Annotated in this window: 23 protein-coding genes and 1 riboswitch; of the genes, 14 read left to right on the top strand and 9 right to left on the bottom strand. The window is 68.0% G+C overall.

What is annotated here, in order from left to right:
• Positions 1-61 precede the first annotated feature (61 nt).
• Complete coding sequence (locus tag ABH933_RS12645) at positions 62-550, bottom strand: MarR family winged helix-turn-helix transcriptional regulator (RefSeq protein WP_429417543.1); 489 nt, start codon at positions 548-550, stop codon at positions 62-64.
• 95 nt (positions 551-645) lie between these two features.
• Here ABH933_RS12645 and ABH933_RS12650 point away from each other — a divergent pair, with 95 nt between their 5' ends.
• Positions 646-1,080 carry a nuclear transport factor 2 family protein gene (locus ABH933_RS12650; RefSeq protein ID WP_429417546.1) on the top strand — a complete coding sequence of 145 codons (435 nt, stop codon included), beginning with the start codon at positions 646-648 and terminating at the stop codon, positions 1,078-1,080.
• A gap of 39 nt (positions 1,081-1,119) precedes the next feature.
• On the opposite strand, the gene ABH933_RS12655 is transcribed toward ABH933_RS12650, so the two are convergent.
• Complete coding sequence (locus ABH933_RS12655; RefSeq protein WP_429417549.1) at positions 1,120-1,527, bottom strand: MerR family transcriptional regulator; 408 nt, start codon at positions 1,525-1,527, stop codon at positions 1,120-1,122.
• Between the two features lie 28 nt (positions 1,528-1,555).
• Here ABH933_RS12655 and ABH933_RS12660 point away from each other — a divergent pair, with 28 nt between their 5' ends.
• On the top strand, positions 1,556-2,242 hold the full coding sequence (locus tag ABH933_RS12660; RefSeq protein ID WP_429417552.1) for a methyltransferase domain-containing protein: 687 nt from the start codon (positions 1,556-1,558) through the stop codon (positions 2,240-2,242).
• Positions 2,243-2,337: 95 nt separating this feature from the next.
• Here the strand turns inward: ABH933_RS12660 and nrdR are convergent, their stop codons facing one another.
• Complete coding sequence (gene nrdR, locus ABH933_RS12665; RefSeq protein ID WP_215921854.1) at positions 2,338-2,835, bottom strand: transcriptional regulator NrdR; 498 nt, start codon at positions 2,833-2,835, stop codon at positions 2,338-2,340.
• A 125-nt stretch (positions 2,836-2,960) separates the two neighbouring features.
• Complete coding sequence (locus ABH933_RS12670; RefSeq protein ID WP_429417555.1) at positions 2,961-3,470, bottom strand: LysM peptidoglycan-binding domain-containing protein; 510 nt, start codon at positions 3,468-3,470, stop codon at positions 2,961-2,963.
• A gap of 272 nt (positions 3,471-3,742) precedes the next feature.
• Between ABH933_RS12670 and lexA the strand changes: the two genes are divergently transcribed.
• Positions 3,743-4,492: a transcriptional repressor LexA gene (gene lexA / locus ABH933_RS12675; protein WP_429417558.1), complete on the top strand. Its 750-nt coding sequence runs from the start codon at positions 3,743-3,745 to the stop codon at positions 4,490-4,492.
• Positions 4,493-4,537: 45 nt separating this feature from the next.
• Here the strand turns inward: lexA and ABH933_RS12680 are convergent, their stop codons facing one another.
• Together ABH933_RS12680 and ABH933_RS12685 are read right to left on the bottom strand one after the other, a co-directional pair.
• Positions 4,538-5,506 (bottom strand): cytochrome c oxidase assembly protein, encoded by a 969-nt coding sequence (locus ABH933_RS12680; RefSeq protein ID WP_429417811.1) that lies wholly within the window; start codon positions 5,504-5,506, stop codon positions 4,538-4,540.
• Between the two features lie 54 nt (positions 5,507-5,560).
• Positions 5,561-6,553: a cation diffusion facilitator family transporter gene (locus tag ABH933_RS12685; protein ID WP_429417561.1), complete on the bottom strand. Its 993-nt coding sequence runs from the start codon at positions 6,551-6,553 to the stop codon at positions 5,561-5,563.
• Positions 6,554-6,753: 200 nt separating this feature from the next.
• Positions 6,754-6,922: riboswitch (M-box (ykoK) riboswitch) on the top strand.
• Between the two features lie 317 nt (positions 6,923-7,239).
• Here ABH933_RS12685 and ABH933_RS12690 point away from each other — a divergent pair.
• The 7 genes from ABH933_RS12690 (at position 7,240) to ABH933_RS12720 (ending at position 13,749) form a co-directional block, all read left to right on the top strand.
• On the top strand, positions 7,240-7,416 hold the full coding sequence (locus ABH933_RS12690) for a hypothetical protein (RefSeq protein ID WP_429417820.1): 177 nt from the start codon (positions 7,240-7,242) through the stop codon (positions 7,414-7,416).
• A gap of 247 nt (positions 7,417-7,663) precedes the next feature.
• Positions 7,664-9,418: an NRAMP family divalent metal transporter gene (locus ABH933_RS12695; RefSeq protein WP_429417563.1), complete on the top strand. Its 1,755-nt coding sequence runs from the start codon at positions 7,664-7,666 to the stop codon at positions 9,416-9,418.
• Between the two features lie 212 nt (positions 9,419-9,630).
• A complete protein-coding gene (locus tag ABH933_RS12700) occupies positions 9,631-10,104 on the top strand; it encodes a MarR family winged helix-turn-helix transcriptional regulator (protein WP_429417566.1) in 474 nt (157 codons plus the stop codon).
• Between the two features lie 34 nt (positions 10,105-10,138).
• Complete coding sequence (locus ABH933_RS12705) at positions 10,139-10,720, top strand: hydrolase (RefSeq protein WP_429417569.1); 582 nt, start codon at positions 10,139-10,141, stop codon at positions 10,718-10,720.
• A 361-nt stretch (positions 10,721-11,081) separates the two neighbouring features.
• Complete coding sequence (locus tag ABH933_RS12710) at positions 11,082-11,417, top strand: histone-like nucleoid-structuring protein Lsr2 (protein WP_429417571.1); 336 nt, start codon at positions 11,082-11,084, stop codon at positions 11,415-11,417.
• Between the two features lie 203 nt (positions 11,418-11,620).
• Complete coding sequence (locus ABH933_RS12715) at positions 11,621-12,931, top strand: diguanylate cyclase domain-containing protein (RefSeq protein WP_429417574.1); 1,311 nt, start codon at positions 11,621-11,623, stop codon at positions 12,929-12,931.
• 5 nt (positions 12,932-12,936) lie between these two features.
• On the top strand, positions 12,937-13,749 hold the full coding sequence (locus tag ABH933_RS12720) for an SAM-dependent methyltransferase (RefSeq protein WP_429417577.1): 813 nt from the start codon (positions 12,937-12,939) through the stop codon (positions 13,747-13,749).
• 242 nt (positions 13,750-13,991) lie between these two features.
• On the opposite strand, the gene ABH933_RS12725 is transcribed toward ABH933_RS12720, so the two are convergent.
• A complete protein-coding gene (locus ABH933_RS12725; protein ID WP_429417580.1) occupies positions 13,992-14,987 on the bottom strand; it encodes an alpha/beta hydrolase in 996 nt (331 codons plus the stop codon).
• Positions 14,988-15,356: 369 nt separating this feature from the next.
• On the opposite strand from ABH933_RS12725, the gene ABH933_RS12730 reads away from it, so the two are divergent.
• Positions 15,357-16,577 carry a PucR family transcriptional regulator gene (locus ABH933_RS12730; protein WP_429417813.1) on the top strand — a complete coding sequence of 407 codons (1,221 nt, stop codon included), beginning with the start codon at positions 15,357-15,359 and terminating at the stop codon, positions 16,575-16,577.
• Positions 16,578-16,584: 7 nt separating this feature from the next.
• On the opposite strand, the gene ABH933_RS12735 is transcribed toward ABH933_RS12730, so the two are convergent.
• Positions 16,585-16,788: a hypothetical protein gene (locus ABH933_RS12735; protein WP_429455027.1), complete on the bottom strand. Its 204-nt coding sequence runs from the start codon at positions 16,786-16,788 to the stop codon at positions 16,585-16,587.
• Positions 16,789-17,171: 383 nt separating this feature from the next.
• On the opposite strand from ABH933_RS12735, the gene ABH933_RS12740 reads away from it, so the two are divergent.
• From ABH933_RS12740 to ABH933_RS12750, 3 genes are all read left to right on the top strand, one after another.
• On the top strand, positions 17,172-18,074 hold the full coding sequence (locus tag ABH933_RS12740) for a helix-turn-helix domain-containing protein (RefSeq protein WP_215921822.1): 903 nt from the start codon (positions 17,172-17,174) through the stop codon (positions 18,072-18,074).
• 36 nt (positions 18,075-18,110) lie between these two features.
• Positions 18,111-18,986, top strand: a complete 876-nt coding sequence (locus ABH933_RS12745; RefSeq protein ID WP_429417585.1) for an SAM-dependent methyltransferase — start codon at positions 18,111-18,113, stop codon at positions 18,984-18,986.
• A 69-nt stretch (positions 18,987-19,055) separates the two neighbouring features.
• Positions 19,056-19,451, top strand: coding sequence for a hypothetical protein (locus tag ABH933_RS12750; RefSeq protein WP_429417588.1), 396 nt, complete (start codon positions 19,056-19,058; stop codon positions 19,449-19,451).
• Positions 19,452-19,564: 113 nt separating this feature from the next.
• Here the strand turns inward: ABH933_RS12750 and ABH933_RS12755 are convergent, their stop codons facing one another.
• On the bottom strand, positions 19,565-19,918 hold the full coding sequence (locus tag ABH933_RS12755) for a hypothetical protein (protein ID WP_429417591.1): 354 nt from the start codon (positions 19,916-19,918) through the stop codon (positions 19,565-19,567).
• Positions 19,919-20,000 lie beyond the last annotated feature (82 nt).

A 20,000-nucleotide genomic window follows, 5' to 3' on the forward strand; every position in this document is an offset into this window, starting at 1 on the left:
GTGCGAAAATTACTGAGGCCGTGATGATTTCCCGCGTGCCGGGTCGATGCGAGCTTGGGGATCAGCCGTGGCGGGGCGGGTTGGCGAGGTGGGCGTTGACGCGGCCGAGCAGATCGAACAGCTGCGCGCGTTCGTCGCGGTCGAGCGGGGCCATGATGTGCTCGTTGACGCCGTCCAGGACACGATCGAGTTCGGCGAGGTGGCGTTCGCCCGCGGCGGTGATGGTGATGACGTTGCGTCGTTTGTCGGCCGGGTCGAGGGCCCGGCGAACCCAGCCACCGTCTTCGAGGTCGTTGAGAACCGACACGAGGTCGCTCTTGTAGATCCGGGTGCGTCCGGAAAGCACCGCCTGGCTCGCGGGGCCGAACTCGGCCAGCGCGGCGAGCGCCACAAAGTGGTCCTTGTGGGCCCCGACCGCGCGCAAGGCGTCGCCCGCGACGCGGTGCGTCTGCGCGGCAGTAAATCCGACGAGGCGAGAAAGCTGCCCCTTGAGCCGCGCGGGAGTCTGCTCACCCTCATCGAATCGCAGGTCGTCGTCGCTGGTCTCCATGACGACAGCCTACCCCGGTTGCGTTAGTGTCACTAACGATCTAGATTCGTTAGTAGCACAAACGTTAGTGCTCCTAACAGATGAAGGAAGCTACCATGACCAGCACCGAAACCCTGATCCGCGATCTCGCCGACCGCGCCGAACTCACCGACCTGATCGCGCGTCACAGCGTGTGGATCGATGAGGGCCGGTTCGACGAGACCGACCGGATCTTCACCGAGGATGTCCTCGTCACCTCTCCCCGCGGACACGCCAGCGGCATCGAGGCCCTTCTCGGACTCGTGCGCCCGGGCCACGACACCTATGCGCGAACCCTGCACAACAAGGCCAACCTCGTCATCGACCTCGACGGTGATACCGCCACGGTGCGCGCTCACGACATCGCGGTGTTCGCCATCGACGACAAGACCGCGGCCGTCGCGGCCGGAGTCCACCACTACGGGGCGCGCCGCACCGAAAACGGCTGGCGCTTCGATCGTCTCGAGATCACCCCGGTGGCGCTGACCGAAGCCCTGGGCCGCGCCTTGTAGCCGATTCCCGGTGCCGCACCGAGGAATCCGCGATACCAATCAGGAGTCGGGTTCACTGTCAACCGCTTGCGCACCACCACGCAGCCGGTCGGACAGGAGCGCTCGAAAATGCGGGCACGTCATGATGTCCTCGTGCGGGCAATCGCCCTCGAGCAGGTCGAGCGCGGCCCGGGCCCGGGCGATCCGGGCCAGGAGTCGCTCGCGATGCCGGGCCGCCACCTCGGCGCGGGCGGATGCGGACCGGGCGGTCAGCATGGTCCGGATGTCCGCGAGTGCGAAGCCGGCGTCCTTCGAGATCAGGATCGCCGCCACCCGGTGCAGGTCCGCATCGGTGTAGCGGCGGCGCTCACCCGCCCGGGCGGGTGTCAGCAGTCCTTGTGTCTCCCAATACCGCAGCACGTGTGCGGGCAGCCCGAACAGGGCCGCAGCCTCGCCGATTGACTTCATGTGCACATTAAGTCGCACACTGACGGCCATGTCCACGTTGCTGTCTCTCCTCGACGCCCTCGACGACCGTCCGCAGGCCCGCGATCTGCGGCTGCGAACATACGAAGGCCTCGGCGATACCGTCGTCGACGTCGGCTGCGGCGGCGGGCGTGCCGTCGGCGAGCTTGCCGCCCGCGGGGTCCGGGCCATCGGTCTGGACCTGGATCCCGCGATGATCGAGATCGCCGCCCAACGCTGGCCCGCAGCGGAATTCCATGTCGCCGACGCCACCGCGCTGCCCTTGGACGACGGCTCGGTGACCGGGTACCGCGCCGACAAGGTTCTGCACGCCCTCACCGAACCCGAGCGCGCGATCGTCGAGGCGCGGCGTGTGCTGGCCCGAAGCGGGCGCGCGGTGCTCACCGGGCAGGACTGGGACACGTTCGTCATCGACTCCGACGATCCCGAACTCGTCCGCGCGCTCGTTCACGCCCGTGCGGATCGTATGCCCAGCCCCAGAATCGCCCGCCGATACCGGAACCTGTTATTGGACAACGGCTTTACCGACGTCACAGTAGACGTTCATACCGTTGTGTGGACGGACGCCGCGGTCCTGCCGGTGCTCGCCAACATCGCGGAAGGCGACTGGCTCGACGAACAAGCCGCGCGGGCACGCAACGACCGGCTGTTCGTCGCGGTCCCGATCTTCCTGGCCTCCGGAACCCGCGCCGACTGAGCCGTCCGCCGTCCATGCGACGGTTCGAGCGTTCGCCGGGCCACCCGGAAATCCCTCGAACGGACCGTCGGCCGAGGAAGAGTCCGGCCGCGACCTCAGTCCTTGGCCGCGGCCACCGCGTGCTCGGAGTCCGCCCGCTCACTATCGGCGCGGCGGCGCCGCAGATCCGCGATCTCGTGTTCGAAATCGGCGGCGGAGCTGAAGGATCGGTAGACCGAGGCGAAGCGTAGGTAGGCGACCTCGTCGAGGTCGCGCAGCGGGCCCAGGATGGCCAGGCCCACCTCGTGACTGGGCACCTCGGGAGATCCGGTGGCGCGCACCGCATCCTCGACCTGTTGCGCCAGCAACATCAAGGCATCGTCGTCGACCTCGCGGCCCTGGCAGGCGCGCCGGACGCCGCGAATCACCTTCTCCCGGCTGAACGGCTCGGTGACACCGCTGCGTTTGACCACCGACAGGATCGCGTTCTCGACGGTGGTGAATCGCCGCCCACATTGCGGGCAGGCACGACGACGCCTGATGGCCGTGCCTTCCTCGGCCTCACGCGAGTCGACCACCCTGGAGTCCGGGTGCCGACAGTACGGGCAATGCATCCGAGTTCCTTCGTCGATGCCTGCAGTCGTCCATAGCCATGCTGTATTTTCACAGCACTGTTGAGGATACCTGCCGGACTGTACGGACTCGGATGCGGCGTCGAAGCCGCCGCGGCGCACGGGGATTACCGTCCGGATACCGGCACGATCAGCGTGCTACCCGAAGCCACCTGCGCGCCCTGCAATGCGTTGAGCTGCACGATCTTGCGCACCGTATCCTGCACCGGCACCCCGGGCGCCACCCGCGCGGCCACCTCACTGAGCGGTTCCCCCTCCCGCACCTGCACCACCGTGGTCTGCGGGGCGGCGACGGCGCCGGAGCGGAGCTGGCCCAGCTCGAGCAATCCACAGACGGCCGCCGCACTGAGCAGCGCGGCCAGCGCGAGGCTCGCCAGTCCGAAGCGCGCCCGTTCCACCTGCACGGCCGGATGCGGCACGCGCGAGGCCCGGACCTGTGCGTGGCCGTACCGCACGCCGGCCGATGCGGGCCGCGCGGGACCCGGCCGGCGGGCGCCCACGCCGCGGGCCGACCCTGCGGGCCGGGCCGCGGGACCCGACGGCCGGAACCCGCGCGGCGCGGCAACGCGGGCGGGATCGGTTGTGGTGATATCGAATTCGCTGATCGTGGCGCGCATCGGACAGACCTCCAGGGACGGTGAACAGGATGGATATCCGGGATTCGATCATGTGTTCGAAGAACTGGTGTTCGATTTCTACCACGCACCACTGACAAAGTCACCACCTTCACAACATGCGTCGAACAGATGTTTGAAACCTGGCGGCGAGCGGACTACATTCGGATCACGAAACCGGACTGGCCCGGGCGAGGAGGATCAAGCACACCCATGAACGGGAGGACTACGACCGTGAGTGAGCGAAGCGGAGCGAGCGTCGGCGAGGTGCGAGCATGAGAGAGCGCACCGTAGACGGAAGCGACGCCGGCGACGATCCCGTCTCCGCGGGCGACGATGTCGAATCGCCCGGCACCGGAGCCGATCTCAGCGCGCGCCAGCGCAAGGTGCTCGAGGTCATCCGCACCTCGGTGAGCGAGCGCGGCTATCCGCCGAGCATCCGCGAGATCGGCGATGCGGTCGGGCTCACCTCCACCTCCTCTGTCGCGCACCAGTTGCGCGCGCTCGAGCGCAAGGGCTACCTGCGCCGCGATCCGAATCGCCCACGCGCCGTGGATGTCCGGGGCCTGGACGAGACGGCGGTGCGGGCGGTCGCCGGGGTCACGGCCCTGCGGTCCGTGCCCGGCGAGCCGGCCGCAGCCGATCAGCCGATCCCCACCTATGTGCCGGTGCTGGGCCGGATCGCCGCCGGTGGCCCGATCCTGGCCGAGCAGGCGGTGGAAGACGTGTTCCCGCTGCCGCGCGAGCTCGTCGGCGAGGGTTCGCTGTTCCTACTCAGGGTCGTCGGCGAGTCGATGGTCGACGCCGCGATCTGCGACGGCGACTGGGTCGTGGTGCGTCAGCAGAACGTCGCCGACAACGGCGATATCGTCGCGGCGATGATCGAGGGCGAGGCCACGGTCAAGACGTTCAAGCGCACCGGCAAGGAGGTGTGGCTGCTGCCGCACAACCCGCTGTTCGAGCCGATCCCGGGCAACGATGCGCAAATCCTGGGCAAAGTGGTCACGGTCATCCGCAAGATCTGAGCACGGCGAGAGCCCTGCGGGGCAACACCGGTTGCCGCGCGGGGCTCACCTCCGGAAGCGTTGCCGGAATTGCGGATCGTTCTCCCACCACAGGCCGCTGGTCGCCGCGGCCTCGCCCGTCTCGGGCTCGGCCGCGCTCCGGCTGAACTTGCGCCGTGGTGCAGGCGCGGGCGAGTCCGCCTCGGCCGCATCGAGTTCCGCGTCGAGTTCGGCGGCCTTGCGCCGCTCGTCCGAGGCCCATGCCCGCATCAGCGACAGCAGGTACGGCAGCCCGAGCACATCGCCCAGCACCCAGATGATGCCCGCCGAGATGGTCTGATCCATCCGCAGGTCCGGACCCCAGTGCCGCCCCACCGCGGTGTAGTAGCCGACCGCGATCAGTGGGCCCCACCACAGCACGATGCCCAGTATTCCGTCGGCCAGGGATTCGAAGATCGTGATGAGCAGCGAGAGCCCCTGCGAATACCGGTGCGGCACCGGATCGGCCTGCAGCCGGGAGTAGAAGTACACGAAACCGATGCACACCAGCACGATTCGCGTCAGCGTGTCGGCCGCGGAATTCCGCAGCACGATCTCGTACCAGGGCGACAGATACAACAGCCACGGCGCGGCCAGCATCGCCAGCGACGGGCCGAGCGGGAAGGTGACCGCGCGGGCGATCGTCGAGTCCAGCAGCCGGTCCAGGCGCGCCTGGCCCACCGGGCCGAGAGCATCGCGCAGCACCGTGAGCGGCCGGCCGCTGGCCAAGCCGAACGGCACCACATACAGCAGCAGCAGCATCTGCAGCGCCCGCACCCACATCAGCGTGTCCGAGTAGACCCCGACCACGCTGATCCCGGTGAGCAGCCAGAGCGCCAGGCCCATCACTCCGAAGAGCGCCACCCGGCCGGCGGGCTGGGTCGCCGCACCGCGCCGCGCCGCCCGCGACCGAGCCATCGCGTATCCCACCGCGAGCGCGGCGGTCACCACGACCGTCGAGGCGTCCCAGCGCCAGGACTCGAACACGGACTGCATGGTCAGCGGCGTCTCGATCCATCCCACGGCTGCCAGTATCCACCCGCGGATTTTTCAGTGACCAACCACGTGGGGGCTGCGATGCGCGGGGCCGTGAGCGTCCTCACAGTGGGCGGCGATATCCGCTCCGAGCGCGATCACTTCCGGCTGCGCGTGGTCGACCTGCAGCGTGGCGTGTTCGATGTGATGGTCGTGCTCGAGCCAGTGCGCCAGATCCAGGCGCACCGCGTGGCAGTCGCGGCCGGGCTCCACCAGCACGTGCGCGGACAGCGCCGGCGAGCCGGAGGTGATCTCCCAGATATGCAGGTCGTGCACCTCGACGACGCCGTCGCGCGCGGCCATGGCCTGGCCGATCGCGGTGGGATCCAGATCCGCGGGCGCGGCCTCGAGGAAGATCCGGCTCGAGGCCCGGACCAGGCCCACCCCCGCCTTGACCATCAGCGCGACCACCACGAGGGTCGCGATCGCATCGGCGCGGGCGAATCCGGTGGTCACGATCACCACACCGGCGACCGCGGTCGCGATGAAGGCGAAAAGGTCCGTGAGGATGTGCTGGTAGGCACCCTCGACGTTCAGACTGGTCCGGTTGGCGCGCGAAATCATCCAGGTCGCAGCGAGATTCACCACGACCCCGACCAGCGCGGTAATCAGCACCAGGGTGCCGGCGACCTCCGGCGGAGACAGCAGCCGGCGCACGGCCTCGTAGGCCAGCCACGCCGAGAGCAGCAGCAGAGTCAGGCCGTTCGCCTGCGCGGACAGGATCTCCACCCGCTTCCAGCCGAAGGTCATCCGCCCGGCGGCGGGCCGCGCGGCCAGGCGGATCGCCCACAGCGCCAGCACGATGGAGGCGGCGTCGGTCAGCATGTGAGCGGCATCGGACAGCAACGCCAGCGAACCGGCGGCAATACCGACGATCACCTCGCCGAGCATGAACGCCACGATCACCGCCAGCGCCCCGGCCAGCCAGCGACGGTCGCTGTCCGGTGTGGCATGTGCGTGCGCGTGGCCGCCGCCGTGCGCGTGGCCGTGGGCGTGTCCTGCCCCCATGGGCATGCTCCTTTCGTCGCGTCTGGTCCGTTCAGATAATATGCACACATCGCTATGTATGCAAGGAGACCGCTTCCGGCGATTTCCCCTACCGAAGTGAACCTTCCGGTCGGTACGCGAAAGCGGTTGCGGGACAAAATCTTTCGCCATATGGCGCGGTCAACTTGACATCTCAGGCGAAATGGTTGAACATTTCGTGGTCAGCACCTCGCTAGGCGAGGCTCCTGTTCGAACACAGGCCACTGATCCGACGACGTCGAGAGACGCCCAGGGTTAGGACAGATCTTCCCGGATTAAGGGGTGATCCGAAGTGGCTTCCCGTCCGGGATACGTCGTTCAGTGCCGAAGCTCTGACGAGAGGGGTGCCCACTCGGTCGTTCGAGGCCGGGTTTCATCTCCCCTCTCATTCGTGGTGGCGCTGACCCGAGTAACGACGTGCGCGTGCGTCCTGGCAGCAAGGAGGTGAGGGACGACCAATGTCCGGCGATAGTCCGTATCCGAGTCCGGATCGAAAACCCGTTTCGTTCCCAACTTGCTGCGACATCATCCCTGCCTGACCGCAAGCAGAAACCAGCCATCGGCACCCCCGGCGACATCCGTCGGCGGGTAGGTCGATGCCGGTTTCCGTGCGATCAGACGGGCATGAAATCAGTTGCGGCAGTTGGCCTTCCGCAAGGAGCAAGGTCATGACCTTCAACACCTTCACCCGTCGCAACTCGATGATGGCCGCACTCGGCGAGTCCGCTCGCCGCGTCCGCGCGCGCTACAACCTCACCCCAGAGGAGCGCCACAACCTGCGCGCCGCACAGACTCCGCTCGCGGTGGTCACCGCATCCCTCGGCGGGCACGCCTACCACCGGTAGGACACCCCTTCGCGAGATAGGCCGGAAATGCCTGCGCCGCAACCCATCCCGGATACGCCGACAGTAGATTTCGTCGGCATATCCGGCGCGTCCGAAGCCCGGGCAACGATGCCCGGGCCCGACCAGCGATGAACACCTCAGCGCGGCCCCACCGGGAATTCCCGCGTCGTCAACGCGTCGGCCAGCGATTGTCACGGCGTACGAATTTTGCAGCACAGCAACATATTCGAGGAAGGAGGGAACGGCGATGGCCTTCTTCTCCAACGGCGCGACCCGCCGCGGCACCACCACCGTCACCTCACCCGCATCCGACGCGACGGCGGGCACCGCCGTGATGGACAGCGCCCACGTCGGCGACATCGTCGGCGCCCTGGGCAGCATCGGGCAGCACGACACCATCGAGGGCCGCACCCGCTGGCAGCGGTTCCGCATGCTGCTGGCCGTGATCGGCCCCGGCCTGATCGTCATGGTCGGCGACAACGACGCCGGCGGCGTCGCGACCTACGCGCAGGCCGGGCAGAACTACGGCATGGCGCTGGTGTGGACCCTCGCACTGCTCGTCCCGGTGCTCTACGTCAACCAGGAGATGGTGGTCCGCCTCGGCGCGGTCGCCGGCGTCGGGCACGCCCGGCTGATCTTCTCCCGCTTCGGTAAGTTCTGGGGCGCGTTCAGCGTGGGCGACCTGTTCATCGTCAACGCACTGACCATCGTCACCGAATTCATCGGTGTCACCATGGCGCTCAACTACTTCGGCGTACCCCGGGCCGTCTCGATTCCGCTGGCCGCAGTGCTGCTGTTCGCGATGGTCGCGGGCGGGTCGTTCCGGCGCTGGGAGCGGTTCCTGTTCGGGCTGATCGCGATCAACATCGTGATGTTCCCGCTCGCGTTCATGGTGCACCCGAACATCGCCTCCACCGCCAAGGGCATCATCCCGTCGTTCCCCGGCGGCCTGAACTCCACGCTGCTGCTCCTGATCGTCTCCATCGTCGGTACCACCGTCGCGCCCTGGCAGCTGTTCTTCCAGCAGTCCAACATCGTCGACAAGCGGATCACCCCGCGCTGGATCAAGTTCGAGCGGATCGACCTGTGGGTCGGCATCGTCGTGGTGATGGTCGGCGCGATCGCGATCACGGCGGCGGCCGCCTTCGGCCTGGGGCCCAGCGCCATCGGCAACTTCACCGATGCCGGTACGGTGGCGAAGGGCCTGCACGACCACCTCGGGCAGGGCGCCGGCGCGCTGTTCGCGATCCTGCTGCTGGACGCCTCACTGATCGGCGCCAACGCGGTGGGGCTCGCGACCACCTACGCCCTCGGCGACACCATGGGCAAGCGGCACTCGCTGCACTGGAAGATCACCGAGGCGCCGCTGTTCTACATCGGCTATGCGGTTCTGCTGGGCATCGCCGCGGCGGTGGCGTTCAGCCCCGATCACGTGCTGGGGCTGCTGACCCAGGGCGTGCAGGCGCTGGCCGGGGTGCTGCTCCCCTCGGCGACGGTGTTCCTGGTGCTGCTGTGCAACGACAAGGCGGTACTCGGCCCGTGGGTGAACACCACGCGGCAGAACATCATGGCGGGCATCATCGTGTGGTCGCTCGTGCTGCTGTCGCTGGCGCTCACCACGACGACGTTCTTCCCGAACACCTCCACCCGCACGCTGGAGATCGGCTTCGGCATCGGTGTGCTGGTCGGTGCACTCGGCGGCGTGACCGTCGCGCTCGGCAAGCGGCGCGCCGACCGCAAGGCTGCCGAGCGCACCGCGGCGGAGCTGGGCGGGCTCGACCCCGAGCAGATCGAGGAGCTCGACGACACCAAGCTCAGCCGCGCCGAGCGCAAGCAGGTGCTCGCGCAGGACCGCGACACCTGGCGCACCCCCGCGCTGGACACCCTGGAGCGGCCGGCGTTCTCCTCGCTGCGGATGGCGGGCATGATCGCGCTGCGCGGTTACCTGCTCATCGCGGTCCTGCTGGTCGGAGTGAAGATCTTCCAGCAGATCACCGGATAACACAGGCGGGCCGATCCGCCCGGCGCACGGACTCGGGGATACCCGGATGGATCGGCCGACATACGGCCTGGTGATGTATCGCAATGGGCGGTGCATCACCAGGCCGTTTCCGTTTTCGGCCAGACTGTCCCACACATGACGACCCTGAGCCCGGCCGTCGTAATATGACAGCAAAACTTGCAAGTTTATCTGCTATATTTCATACTGGGCTCATGGCGGCGACCCCTGAGCACGATGCGCACCCCGGCGAGACCCGGTCCGCCGTCGAGCTCGCTGTCGCCGCCACCGAACTGCGGGTCACACTCGCCCGCATCCTGCGCCAGCTGCGCGTGGCCCACTCCACGATGGAGATCACCCCCTCCCAGAGCGTGGTGCTGGACCGCCTGCTCACCGACGGCCCGGCCACCGTGGCCGCGCTCGCCCGCGCGGAAAACGTACGCCCGCAATCCATGCGGGTCACCCTGGCCGCACTCGAGGAGCGCGGCATGGTCCGCCGCAGCCCCCACCCGACCGATCAGCGGCAGGTGCTGCTGTCGGCCACCCCCGAGGTCGAGCAGCAGCTCGCCGCCGTACGGACCGCCAAGGAGGACTGGCTGGCCCGCTCGATGGCGGACAAGCTGAGCCGCGCCGAGCAGGATTCGCTGCTCGCGGCGATTCCGCTGCTGCGGCGACTGCTCGAACCCTGAGCCCCACAGAACAAGTAGCCCCGAGAGGACATCCATGCCCGCGACCACCCTCGATCCCCGCACCGCCCTGGTCGTCATCGACCTGCAGCGTGGCATCGCCGCCGCCCGGACCGCACCGCACGAGAGCTCGGACATCGTCGCCCGCAACGTGGAGCTCGCACGCGCATTCCGCGCGGCCGGGCTGCCGGTCGTGCTGGTCCGGGTCTCCTGGTCCGCCGACGGCTCGGACATGCCGCCCGGGCGCACCGAGGCCCCGCGCCGGAGAGGTGGCGTGCCCGAGGGCTTCGACGTGCTCATCGACGAGCTGGACGTGCAGCCCACCGACATCGTCATTACCAAGCGCCACTGGGGCGCCTTCCACGGCACCGAGCTGGACCTGCAGCTGCGCCGACGCGGCGTCACCGGCATCGTGCTGAGCGGAATCGCGACCAGCATCGGCGTCGAATCCACCGCCCGCGCCGCACACGAGCACGGATATCACGTCACCGTCGCGACGGACGCCTGCGGCGACCGCGATGCGGATTCCCACGAGCACAGCGTCACCAAGATCTTCCCCCGGCTCGGCGAGACCGCCACCACCGCCGAGATTCTGTCCCTTGTCTCGGCGCCCCGCTGACATATCGCCCGGACGCGATGGGGACGCCCGGACCCACGGCGCCGAGCCGGTTGAACGCGCACGGCGGTGAAATGCACACTCCGGCACCAGCTCCCGCATCCCCGCGCCGAGCCCCGGCTCACGCGCCCGCCCGACGCGCACGGATCGGGCGCAACGGCCTCACCAGCACCGACAACACCGCATTCACATATCCGAATCCTCCCGCGCCGGACAATTCCAGCACCCGCCGGAATCATTAACACTCTTTCCCGAGAATCCCGGCCTGAAACGCCGAATAGCGTTGGATTCGCTGCATTCCCTGACGTTGCTGTACGGTATATGCAATCCGAGTTGATCCGTGTCCGTGCGAAAGGGCTCAGTGATGGCCAAGAAGGTCACTGTCACACTCATCGACGATTACGACGGTAAGTCCAAAGCGGATGAGACCGTACAGTTCTCGATCGATGGTGTGGCCTACGAAATCGATCTGTCCACGTTGAATGCCGGCAAGCTTCGCGGCTCCCTCGAGCAGTGGACGGATAAAGCGCGCAAGGTGGGCCGGTTGAAGGCGGGAGCCTCCGCGCGCCCGAAGTCCGCCGCCGATCGCGAGCAAACCGTCGCCATCCGGGAATGGGCCAAGAAAAACGGCTACACCGTGTCGGCCCGCGGCCGAATTTCCTCCGAAGTCGTCGCCGCATATCACAAAGCCAACAAGTAGCCCCAGCAGCGTTTTCTACCGAGCCCCGGCGGTCCCGAGACCTCCGGGGCTTCGTGGTTTCACCGGCTCCGGCGGCCGTGCGGCGGTCCGCCCCGACGCCCGGAACCCCGGTCGGCGCGAACAGTTTGCACCGACACGGTAACCTGGAATTCTGGTTCGGCAACACGTCGTTCCCGCAAGTCGCAACGTCGGATTGAGCGGGGGTGGGTTTGATACGAGATCACCGAATCGCGGAACTCGCCAGCCGGTGGCGTAGCGCGGTCGCGGATACCGGCTTCGTACCCATGTCCCAACGCGAACTCGAACAGCTGCTCTCCGATCTGATCGACAAGTTGGTCGCCACCCTGTCGGGCGAATCGCTCGACACCAACGCGGCCGCCGCGGTGGGAGCGCGGCTGGTCCACGCGAATCTCACCGATCCGCAGGTGCTCTCGCGCACGGCCCGCGCGCTGGCCCCGCTCGCGGATCTGATTGCACCGCACGGCAATCGTCTGATCCCCGCGCTGGGCGAGCTGGCCCGCGGCTATACCGAGGAACTGCTGGCCACCCGCGCCCGCCATCAGGAGATGCTGCATGCGGCGATGGCCGATGCCCGCAACGCGGCCGAGGCGCGGTTCCGGGTGGTGTTCGACAATGCCGCTATCGCCATCGGCATCGGCGACAGCCAAGGCCGGGTCGTGGACGCCAATCCGGCCCTGGCCGCGATGGTCGGGAAGCCGCTGGCGGGGCTGCGCGGACAGCCGGTCTCCGAGCTGGTGCATCCCGACGATCACGACGAGGTGCAGTCCCGCATCTTCCAGGAGCTGTTCGCCGCCGGATCCGGCACGGTGCGCCTGGAGCTGCGCTACACCCGCGCCGACGGCGACGGTGGCTGGGCGGCCTGGGCCATCACCCTGGTCCCCGAGGCCGGCGGCCGCGCGGCCTACCTGCTGATCGTCGGCGAGGACACCACCCAACGCCGCGCCCTGCAGGCCGAACTGCGGCGCCAGGCCCGCCACGATCCACTGACGGGGCTGCCGAACCGCCGTCAGCTGGTCGACACGCTCGCGCAGATCATCGTCGATGCCGATCCGGACGACCGGATCGGTCTGGGCTTCATCGACCTGGACGGTTTCAAGGCCGTCAACGACACCTACGGCCACGGCGTCGGCGACCGGTTGCTGGCCGCGGTCGCGAGCCGGCTGGCCGTGGCGGCCGACGGAGCCACCCTGGCCCGGGTGGGCGGCGACGAGTTCGTGATCCTGCTCGCCCCGCCGTGCGATGCGGTGCGGGTCTCGGCGGTTGCGGAGGCGCTGCTGAGCGCGCTGGCCGACCCCATCCCGGTGGACGAGCACCGGTTGACGATCTCGGCCTGCATCGGTGCGGTGGTCACCCCGGTGTCCGGCGCCGATGCGGAGAAGCTGCTCGACGCCGCCGACGCCGGGCTGTACCGGGCCAAGGCGGCGGGCCCGAACCGCTGGGTACTGCACAGCATCGACATCACGGCGGGGGTCGGCCTGACCGGCCTACGATGAACCCCGTGCAACCATTGCTACCGGACTGGGCCGCCGATGATATCGATCCCCATATTCCCAGCCCCGCACGGATTTACGATCACCTCCTGGGCGGTTTCGCCAACTTCGATGTGGATCGCCGAATCGCCGCGCGGATGAGCCGGATCATTCCCGAGATTCCGCGTACCGCACGGGCAAATCGGGCATTCCTGCAGCGGGCGGTGGGATTCCTTGCCGCACAGGGCATCGATCAGTACCTGGATCTGGGGTCCGGCATTCCCACGGTGGGGAATGTGCACGAGATCGCGCAGCGCGAAGTCCCCGGTGCGCGCGTGGTGTATGTCGATATTGATCCGGTGGCGGTGACGATGAGCCGGCGGCTGCTGGCCGATAACCCGAATGCCACCGCGACACACGGGGATTTCACCCGCATCGATGCTGTACTGCAATTACCCCAGGTCACCGGGTTCCTGGACTTCGATCGCCCGATCGCGGTGCTGCTGGTGTCGGTGCTGCATTTCGTCACCGACGATGCGGTGGCGCAGCACCTGTTCGACCGGCTGCGCGAGATCATGGCGCCCGGAAGCCATCTGGCGGTGTCCCATCTGACCAACGAGGGCCCGCCCGAACAGCTGGACCGGATGCTCGCGGTCACCGAGCAGGTCACCGGCCGCGGCGACCGGCTGCGCACCCACGACGAAATCACCGGTCTGCTGGGCGATCTCACGCTGGTCGACCCGGGCCTGGTGTATCTGGCGCAGTGGCGGCCGGACCCCGACGAGCCGATGCCGGAGATCCGGCCGCTGGACGGCTACGCGGGCATCGCCCGCAGGAACTGATACCGGGCCGTACTACGGAACCAGCAGCTGGCCGATAAAGGTCGAGAAGGCACTGCTGAGCTGATGGATGAAATGCGGAATCATCTATCGAAATCCTTTCGTCTCCACGGTGTTTCGCCGGTCCGGCGGGGCCGCCGACCGCACGTCGCGGCGGGCCGGACATCCTGTTCAGGTATTCGGCGCGGCACGCTCGCCGGATGGGATCGGTTCGCCCACCGGATGCTCGGAGACGGTGGACGGCGTCAGATTCCCAGGGAGCGAGCGAATCCCGGCCACGCCGCGTGCAGCGACAGCTGCCAGTACGGCCAGGAGTGCTGTCCGCCGGGCACGTACTGGAAGGTTGCCGGAATGCCCAACCGGCTCATGGACGCCTGCAACCGACGGGTGCAGCCGGAAACGACCGATTCCAGCGCGCCGCCCGCGGCGGGTGTCACGCCCGTAGCGTCGCGGCCGCCGGTGCCCGCGCTGATGTGCAGGTTGGTCCCGCGCAGCTTGGCCAGATTGGCGTCGGTCGAGGGATCGTTGGCCACCCAGCCGGGAGCGCCGTCCGGGCCCCAGATGTTCCAGGGGTTGCCACCGCCGGACAGGACGACGGCCTGCACGTACCGGCGACCGGGATCGGTGCTCGTCTGTGCGCAACCGCTGAACGAGCCGACGCTGCGGTAGAGACCGGGCGCGGCCTCGGCCAGCGCCAGGGCCGAGGTGGCCGACATCGAGACCCCCGCGATGGCGTTGCGCCCGTTGGTGTCGTAGGCGGCGTCGACGACCGCGGGCAATTCCTCGGTCAGGAAGGTGGTCCACTTGTTGCGGCCCAGCACCGGATCCTCGGCCTGCCAGTCGGTGTAATAGGAGTACCGGCCGTCCAGGACGGTCACCACATTGACGTTCTTGTCGGCCGTGAAGGGGATCACGTCGGTCTGGGTCTCCCACGACGTCTCGCGACCGCCCGGCCCGATGCCGTCCTCGGCACCATCGAGCAGGTAGAGCGTCGGGCGCGGCACGCTGGTGTCGGCGGCGCGGATGACATCCAGGGCGATCACCCGGCGCATCGCGGCCGAATACACGTACACCGTGGACCGGCGGGCGTCGATCGGCACCGTGTGGTCGATGTGGGAGCCGTCGCCTGTCGTCGCGGCGGGCCGCACGTCCGCGCGCGCCAGCCCGGGAACCAGAGCCAGCGCCGCGGCCAGAATGACAGCGCAACACCGCCCAATCGCCGTAATTCTGTGATCGTTCATACCGCCGCCTCACGGTTCTGCGTTCGACACTGTCCGCGGTCCGGCCGCCACGAGGGACGGGGGGCCATGGGCGCAACGATCGGGCTACCGCTCGCGGTTCCGCCGCCAACCGAAACGCGACGGAGATCACTCGCGTCGGGTCCGTACCGCGCCGACCCACCACACAGGCGGGCGCGGCATCGTTGTGAACGATCACTATGGCTGTGCGGCACCGCATTCCCAAACGTCACTACCGTCCGGGAAACTCGTCACGGCCGGTCTCGGAACGATTACGGTGATGGCACTGCAGTAACGGGGGAAGCGGTAACCGGGGGTTGAAGGAGTACGCAGGTGTCCATCTCCGCTCCCCTGACCATGGCCGGTCGCCCGATGTCGCTGCCGCTCAAGGATGTCTGGGCATTGTCCCGGCAGATGGTGGGCCACTTCGTCGAGAATGTCGCACCGTGCGGCACGCTGCCGGGCGATGCCATCGCCGGTGACGTAACCACCATCACGCGCACCTGCCTCGAGCTCGCCGTCAGCATGCTCGACGGCAAGGACATTCGCGCCAAGACCGAGCGGCTCGAGGATGCCGCCGGGCAGTGGGCCCGCGAGGGCGTGCCGATCAACACCATCCACCACGCCATCCACGAGGGCTTCAAGATCGGCCTGGACCTGGTCACCGGCACGGCGCTCCGGCATGCGGTCGGCGCCGCCGAGGTGCCGGCCGGGACCGTGCTCACCCTCGGTGCCGACGATTACGAGAGCCTCGCGCACTGCGCCAAGCGCGTGGTCGAGATGCTCGACACCATGACCACCGCGGTGTCCGTCGCCTATGTGCGCGAGCTGCGGGCCGCGGTCAGCGAGCATCACACCGCGGTGCACACCCTGACCTCGGCGCTGCTGGGCGGGCACCCGACCTCCACCATGGCCCGCGAATGCGGAATCGAGATCGCCGAGCGGTACGACGTGCTGGCGGTGGCGATTCCGGCGCATCCCGAGCAGTCCAATCCGATGCTGGACGCCACCGTGGTGGCCCGCCGCAAGCTGCGGCGGGTGCAGGCCGAATTGGCGCTGCGCTGCGGCGAATCGCTGCTGTCGCTGCTCTCGGTGGACGGTGGCACCCTGCTGATCCCCTCGGGCCGGTTCGACGCGGACGCCCTGGCCGAACTCGTCGCGCGGCTCACGCGCGCCGCCCGGGTTCCGATCACCGCCGCGGTCGTCGCCAGCGCCGCCGCGGACATCCCGACCGCCGCGGACCAGGCCCATCAACTGCTGGACATGGTGCAGCGGCTGCGGTCCGAGCCCGGGCTGTACCGCTTCGACGAACTGGCCCTGGAATATCAGCTGACCCGCCCCGGGCCGGGCCGGGAATATCTCGGCTCGCTGCTCGAGCCGCTGGACGAGCACCCCGAACTGCTCGAGACGCTGCGGACCCACATCGCGCACAATCTCAATCGCCAGCGCACCGCACGGCTGCTGCATGTGCACACCAACACGGTCGACTACCGTCTCAAACGCATCGGCCAGCTCACCGGCTTCGATCCGACCCAGGCCAGCGGACTGTGGCATCTGCGCTCGGCGCTGGTCGCCCGAACCTATGGCAGCTGAACGGAGTTCACGCCGGCCGACCCGAATCCGGCCGGATCCGGCCCTCCTCCACCAGGGTTCGATAGGCCGCGGCCTTGCGCGGACACTCCTCGCGCAGGCAGCCGCGATGGCGCTGCATAGTCAAATGCGCCTCGGTGACGGTCAGCGGTTCCTCGGGCGCCTCGTGCGGCCAGCCCATCGGCCACAGCGATATGTCCATATCAGTCGTCATCCAGCCCGGCCGACAGGTACGCCACCGCGTCCAGCCATCTGGTACACCAGGGGGTGTGCTCGGCGTGCAGTATGCGACGCGCAAGCGGATCGGACAGCTCACCGGCGAGATCTCGGCAATTTCTGCCGTCACCGAATTGGCAAGGCGCTGAGCGCAATTGCGTGGTCGCCGACATCCGACTCCCCCTCCGCCGAGGCGTATCGCGCCGATCGCGGGGACCGCCGTGATACCGAAAACATGATAATCTCCAACGTGATAGATGCTAGCGTGATTATCACCTGAAGGCTACAGTTGCGCTGCAGTTGATGTGTCGCCTTCTTCAGTGAAAGTGGTTGCCGCGGAAGGAGTTTCAGGCGCGTCGACCTGCCGGCGCGCTGACGTCCATGGGTACACGATTGCGCACCGCACGAAAACTGCTGCTGGGGCGGGAAATCGAGCACATGCTCGGCTCCGCCGGTGTCAGCCAGAGCGAGGCCGCCAAGATCATCGAGACCAGCCAGAGTCGCATCGCCATGCTGGTGGTCGGCGCGGGCTCGATCACCGTGGGTGATCTCGAGCGGCTGGCCACCGAACTCGGCTTCACCGAGGAGAACTACCTCGAATCGCTGAAGGAACTGCGTCGCGACAACCACAAGCGCGGATTCTGGAACACCGGGTACCGCCGCGCCTACGTGGAGGACCTGCGCCTGCTCGTGGATCTCGAGGCGCACGCCGGAAAGCTGCGCGTGGCCGAGGCCGAGATCATGCCCGGACTCATCCAGTGCGAGTCCTATATTCGCGCACTACACGACCCCGGCCCCGCCGACGACGTCGATCCGGACGGAGTCACCGTGGAGGATTCGGTGCAGGCCCGGCTCGCACGCCAGCAGATCCTGGTGGCCGCCCATCCGCCGCAGTTCCACGCGATCCTGTCCGAATCCTGCCTGCGCCGCGAATACGGCGGCCGCGCGGTGATGGTGGAGCAGCTCGAACACCTACTGGCGCTGTCGAAGCGGCCCAACATCCTCATCCAGGTGCTGCCGTTCACGGTCACCACCCGCGGTGCGGGCGCGGAGGACCGCTTCACCCTGATCCGCGTGCCCTCCCCCGGTGCGGCCGGGGATCTGGACATCGCGATCGTCGAAAGTCAGGGCGACATCCGCTATATCGACGACAAGCCGGCCGTCACCGCCCGCGAGGCGGTGTGGTCCCGGCTGTCCGCGGCCGCGCTCTCGGCCTCGGACACCCGCGCGTTCATCGAGCATGTCGCGCGATCGTTCCGCCGAAAATCCTTCACCGGCGCGTAGGACGCCGGGACAACGCCGTCCGGAAGGAGTCCGCCAGTGACCGAGCGAAGCGAGGGAACCGATGATGCAGTCCGCCTCGGGGACGCCGTGAGCGACGATGCCTTCGAATCCCGTGAGATCGATGCCACCAAGCCGTCAGCGGCCCGTCTGTACCACTACTATCTGTCCGGCGAGGCCATCTTCGATATCGACAGGGTGTTCGGGGAGCAGGTCTTCCAGGTGCTGCCCTACGCCGACGTGATCGCGCACCATATCCGGGCGTTTCTGCGGCGCAGCACGAAATTCATGGTCGCCCAGGGGATCCGGCAGTTCCTGGATATCGGCTCCGGCCTGCCGACCGTCGGCAACACCCACGAGGTCGTCGGCGCGCTGGCCCCCGAGAGCCGGGTGGTCTACGTCGACAACGACCTGGAGGCCGTGACCCGGTCACACGAATTGCTGACCGATCAGGGCGAACTGCACCGCGCCGCGATCATCGAGGGTGATCTACGGCTGCCGGATGTCGTTCTGGGCCATGCCGATACCCGCCGGCTGCTCGATTTCGACGAGCCGATCGGCCTGCTCATCGTCAGCGTGTGGCCGTTCATCCCGGACAGCGACCGCCCGCTCGAGGTCATGGCCCGCCTGCGCGATGCGCTGCCCGCCGGCAGTTACGTCGCGATGAGCCAGAGCTCGACGTCCGAGATGCCCGCCGAGGCCCAGCAGACGGCGGCGGAGGCGATCGACATCTACGACCAGACCTCGGATCCGGTGACCATGCGCAGCCGGGCGGAGTTCGCCGCCTTCTACGAGGGTTTCGAGCTCGTCGACCCCGGCATCGTCTATCTCCCCGATTGGCGACCGGAAGGCCCGGTCGACCTGGAGGATCCGGCCCGCCCGTGTAATTTCGCCGCGGTTGGCTACAAGGGATAGGTACACCCGGTAGTGCGCGGGAGACCTTCCCGCGTATCTGCATTTTTACCCCGTAGAAAGGGAACACCGATGACGCTGCTACCCACCTTCACCGTGCGCGAATTCCGCAAGGCCACGCGCAGCTCGCCGAACCAGAACTGCGTCCGCATCGCGCGCAAGCAGGGCTGGACGGCGGTCTGGGACGACAAGCGCAGCACCGCCGCGACGACTCCCGCGACGACGCTGCCGGACAGCGAGCTGCTCCTGCTCACCGATGCCGAATTCGACAGCTACCAAACGGCCGTGCGGGACGGGGACGCCGGCGACGCACCGCTGAGCCTGCAGCGCCGCGGGGACGGCCTGTACGTGTTCAGCCTCGCCGCGGCCCCCGCGGCGACCGACACCCGCGTCGAGCTCGTCTTCGATCAGGACGAGATCGACGCCTTCTACGACGGCGTGCGCAACCACGAGTTCGATCACGCCTGATCTCATCCACCCGCCGGTTGCGTGACGTCCGGCGGTTCACCACCCGAATCGATCGCGGTCGTGCGGCATTCCGCATGTCGACGACAGCCGTCGCGCGACCGCTCCGTTAACTCTCAGGCCGCCGGATCCAGGCGCACCTTCACCGTGACCCGTCCCTTGTCGTCACGGGTGGCCACGGCGTGGCCCGTTCGATCGCCACCGTGCAGGCGCAGGGTGATGGCGGCGCCCTCACCGAGGAAGTTCCGCCACCAGCTCTTCTTGTCCGGCATGGCGACACCGATGACGATGTCCTCACCGGAGCGGCGGTAATTGACCGGCGTGCTGAACGTCTTGCCGGAGCGGCGGCCGACGTAGCTGATCTCGACGAAGGCACCGCCCATGCGGCCGCCCAGCGCCGAGGACTTCATCAGGGCCAGTATGCCGTTGTTCATCGTGCGGACCACCGATCCCGCGAATCCGTTTGCCACCGTATCCTCCTCGTCGCCAGATGATCTCGGCGCCAGCCTAATGGCCCCGACGGCCCCGCGCCGCCACCAGTGTTGTGATCAC

It is taken from the genome of Nocardia sp. GP40, assembly GCF_050434125.1.
Taxonomy (GTDB): Bacteria; Actinomycetota; Actinomycetes; order Mycobacteriales; family Mycobacteriaceae; genus Nocardia; species Nocardia albiluteola.

Coding starts and splice junctions, on each gene's coding strand:
- ABH933_RS12645 (WP_429417543.1), bottom strand. CDS start 550: ATGGAGACCAGCGACGACGACCTGCGATTCGATGAGGGTGAGCAGACT.
- ABH933_RS12650 (WP_429417546.1), top strand. CDS start 646: ATGACCAGCACCGAAACCCTGATCCGCGATCTCGCCGACCGCGCCGAA.
- ABH933_RS12655 (WP_429417549.1), bottom strand. CDS start 1,527: ATGAAGTCAATCGGCGAGGCTGCGGCCCTGTTCGGGCTGCCCGCACAC.
- ABH933_RS12660 (WP_429417552.1), top strand. CDS start 1,556: ATGTCCACGTTGCTGTCTCTCCTCGACGCCCTCGACGACCGTCCGCAG.
- nrdR (WP_215921854.1), bottom strand. CDS start 2,835: ATGCATTGCCCGTACTGTCGGCACCCGGACTCCAGGGTGGTCGACTCG.
- ABH933_RS12670 (WP_429417555.1), bottom strand. CDS start 3,470: ATGCGCGCCACGATCAGCGAATTCGATATCACCACAACCGATCCCGCC.
- lexA (WP_429417558.1), top strand. CDS start 3,743: ATGAGAGAGCGCACCGTAGACGGAAGCGACGCCGGCGACGATCCCGTC.
- ABH933_RS12680 (WP_429417811.1), bottom strand. CDS start 5,506: ATGCAGTCCGTGTTCGAGTCCTGGCGCTGGGACGCCTCGACGGTCGTG.
- ABH933_RS12685 (WP_429417561.1), bottom strand. CDS start 6,553: ATGGGGGCAGGACACGCCCACGGCCACGCGCACGGCGGCGGCCACGCG.
- ABH933_RS12690 (WP_429417820.1), top strand. CDS start 7,240: ATGACCTTCAACACCTTCACCCGTCGCAACTCGATGATGGCCGCACTC.
- ABH933_RS12695 (WP_429417563.1), top strand. CDS start 7,664: ATGGCCTTCTTCTCCAACGGCGCGACCCGCCGCGGCACCACCACCGTC.
- ABH933_RS12700 (WP_429417566.1), top strand. CDS start 9,631: ATGGCGGCGACCCCTGAGCACGATGCGCACCCCGGCGAGACCCGGTCC.
- ABH933_RS12705 (WP_429417569.1), top strand. CDS start 10,139: ATGCCCGCGACCACCCTCGATCCCCGCACCGCCCTGGTCGTCATCGAC.
- ABH933_RS12710 (WP_429417571.1), top strand. CDS start 11,082: ATGGCCAAGAAGGTCACTGTCACACTCATCGACGATTACGACGGTAAG.
- ABH933_RS12725 (WP_429417580.1), bottom strand. CDS start 14,987: ATGAACGATCACAGAATTACGGCGATTGGGCGGTGTTGCGCTGTCATT.
- ABH933_RS12730 (WP_429417813.1), top strand. CDS start 15,357: ATGTCGCTGCCGCTCAAGGATGTCTGGGCATTGTCCCGGCAGATGGTG.
- ABH933_RS12735 (WP_429455027.1), bottom strand. CDS start 16,788: ATGACGACTGATATGGACATATCGCTGTGGCCGATGGGCTGGCCGCAC.
- ABH933_RS12740 (WP_215921822.1), top strand. CDS start 17,172: ATGGGTACACGATTGCGCACCGCACGAAAACTGCTGCTGGGGCGGGAA.
- ABH933_RS12750 (WP_429417588.1), top strand. CDS start 19,056: ATGACGCTGCTACCCACCTTCACCGTGCGCGAATTCCGCAAGGCCACG.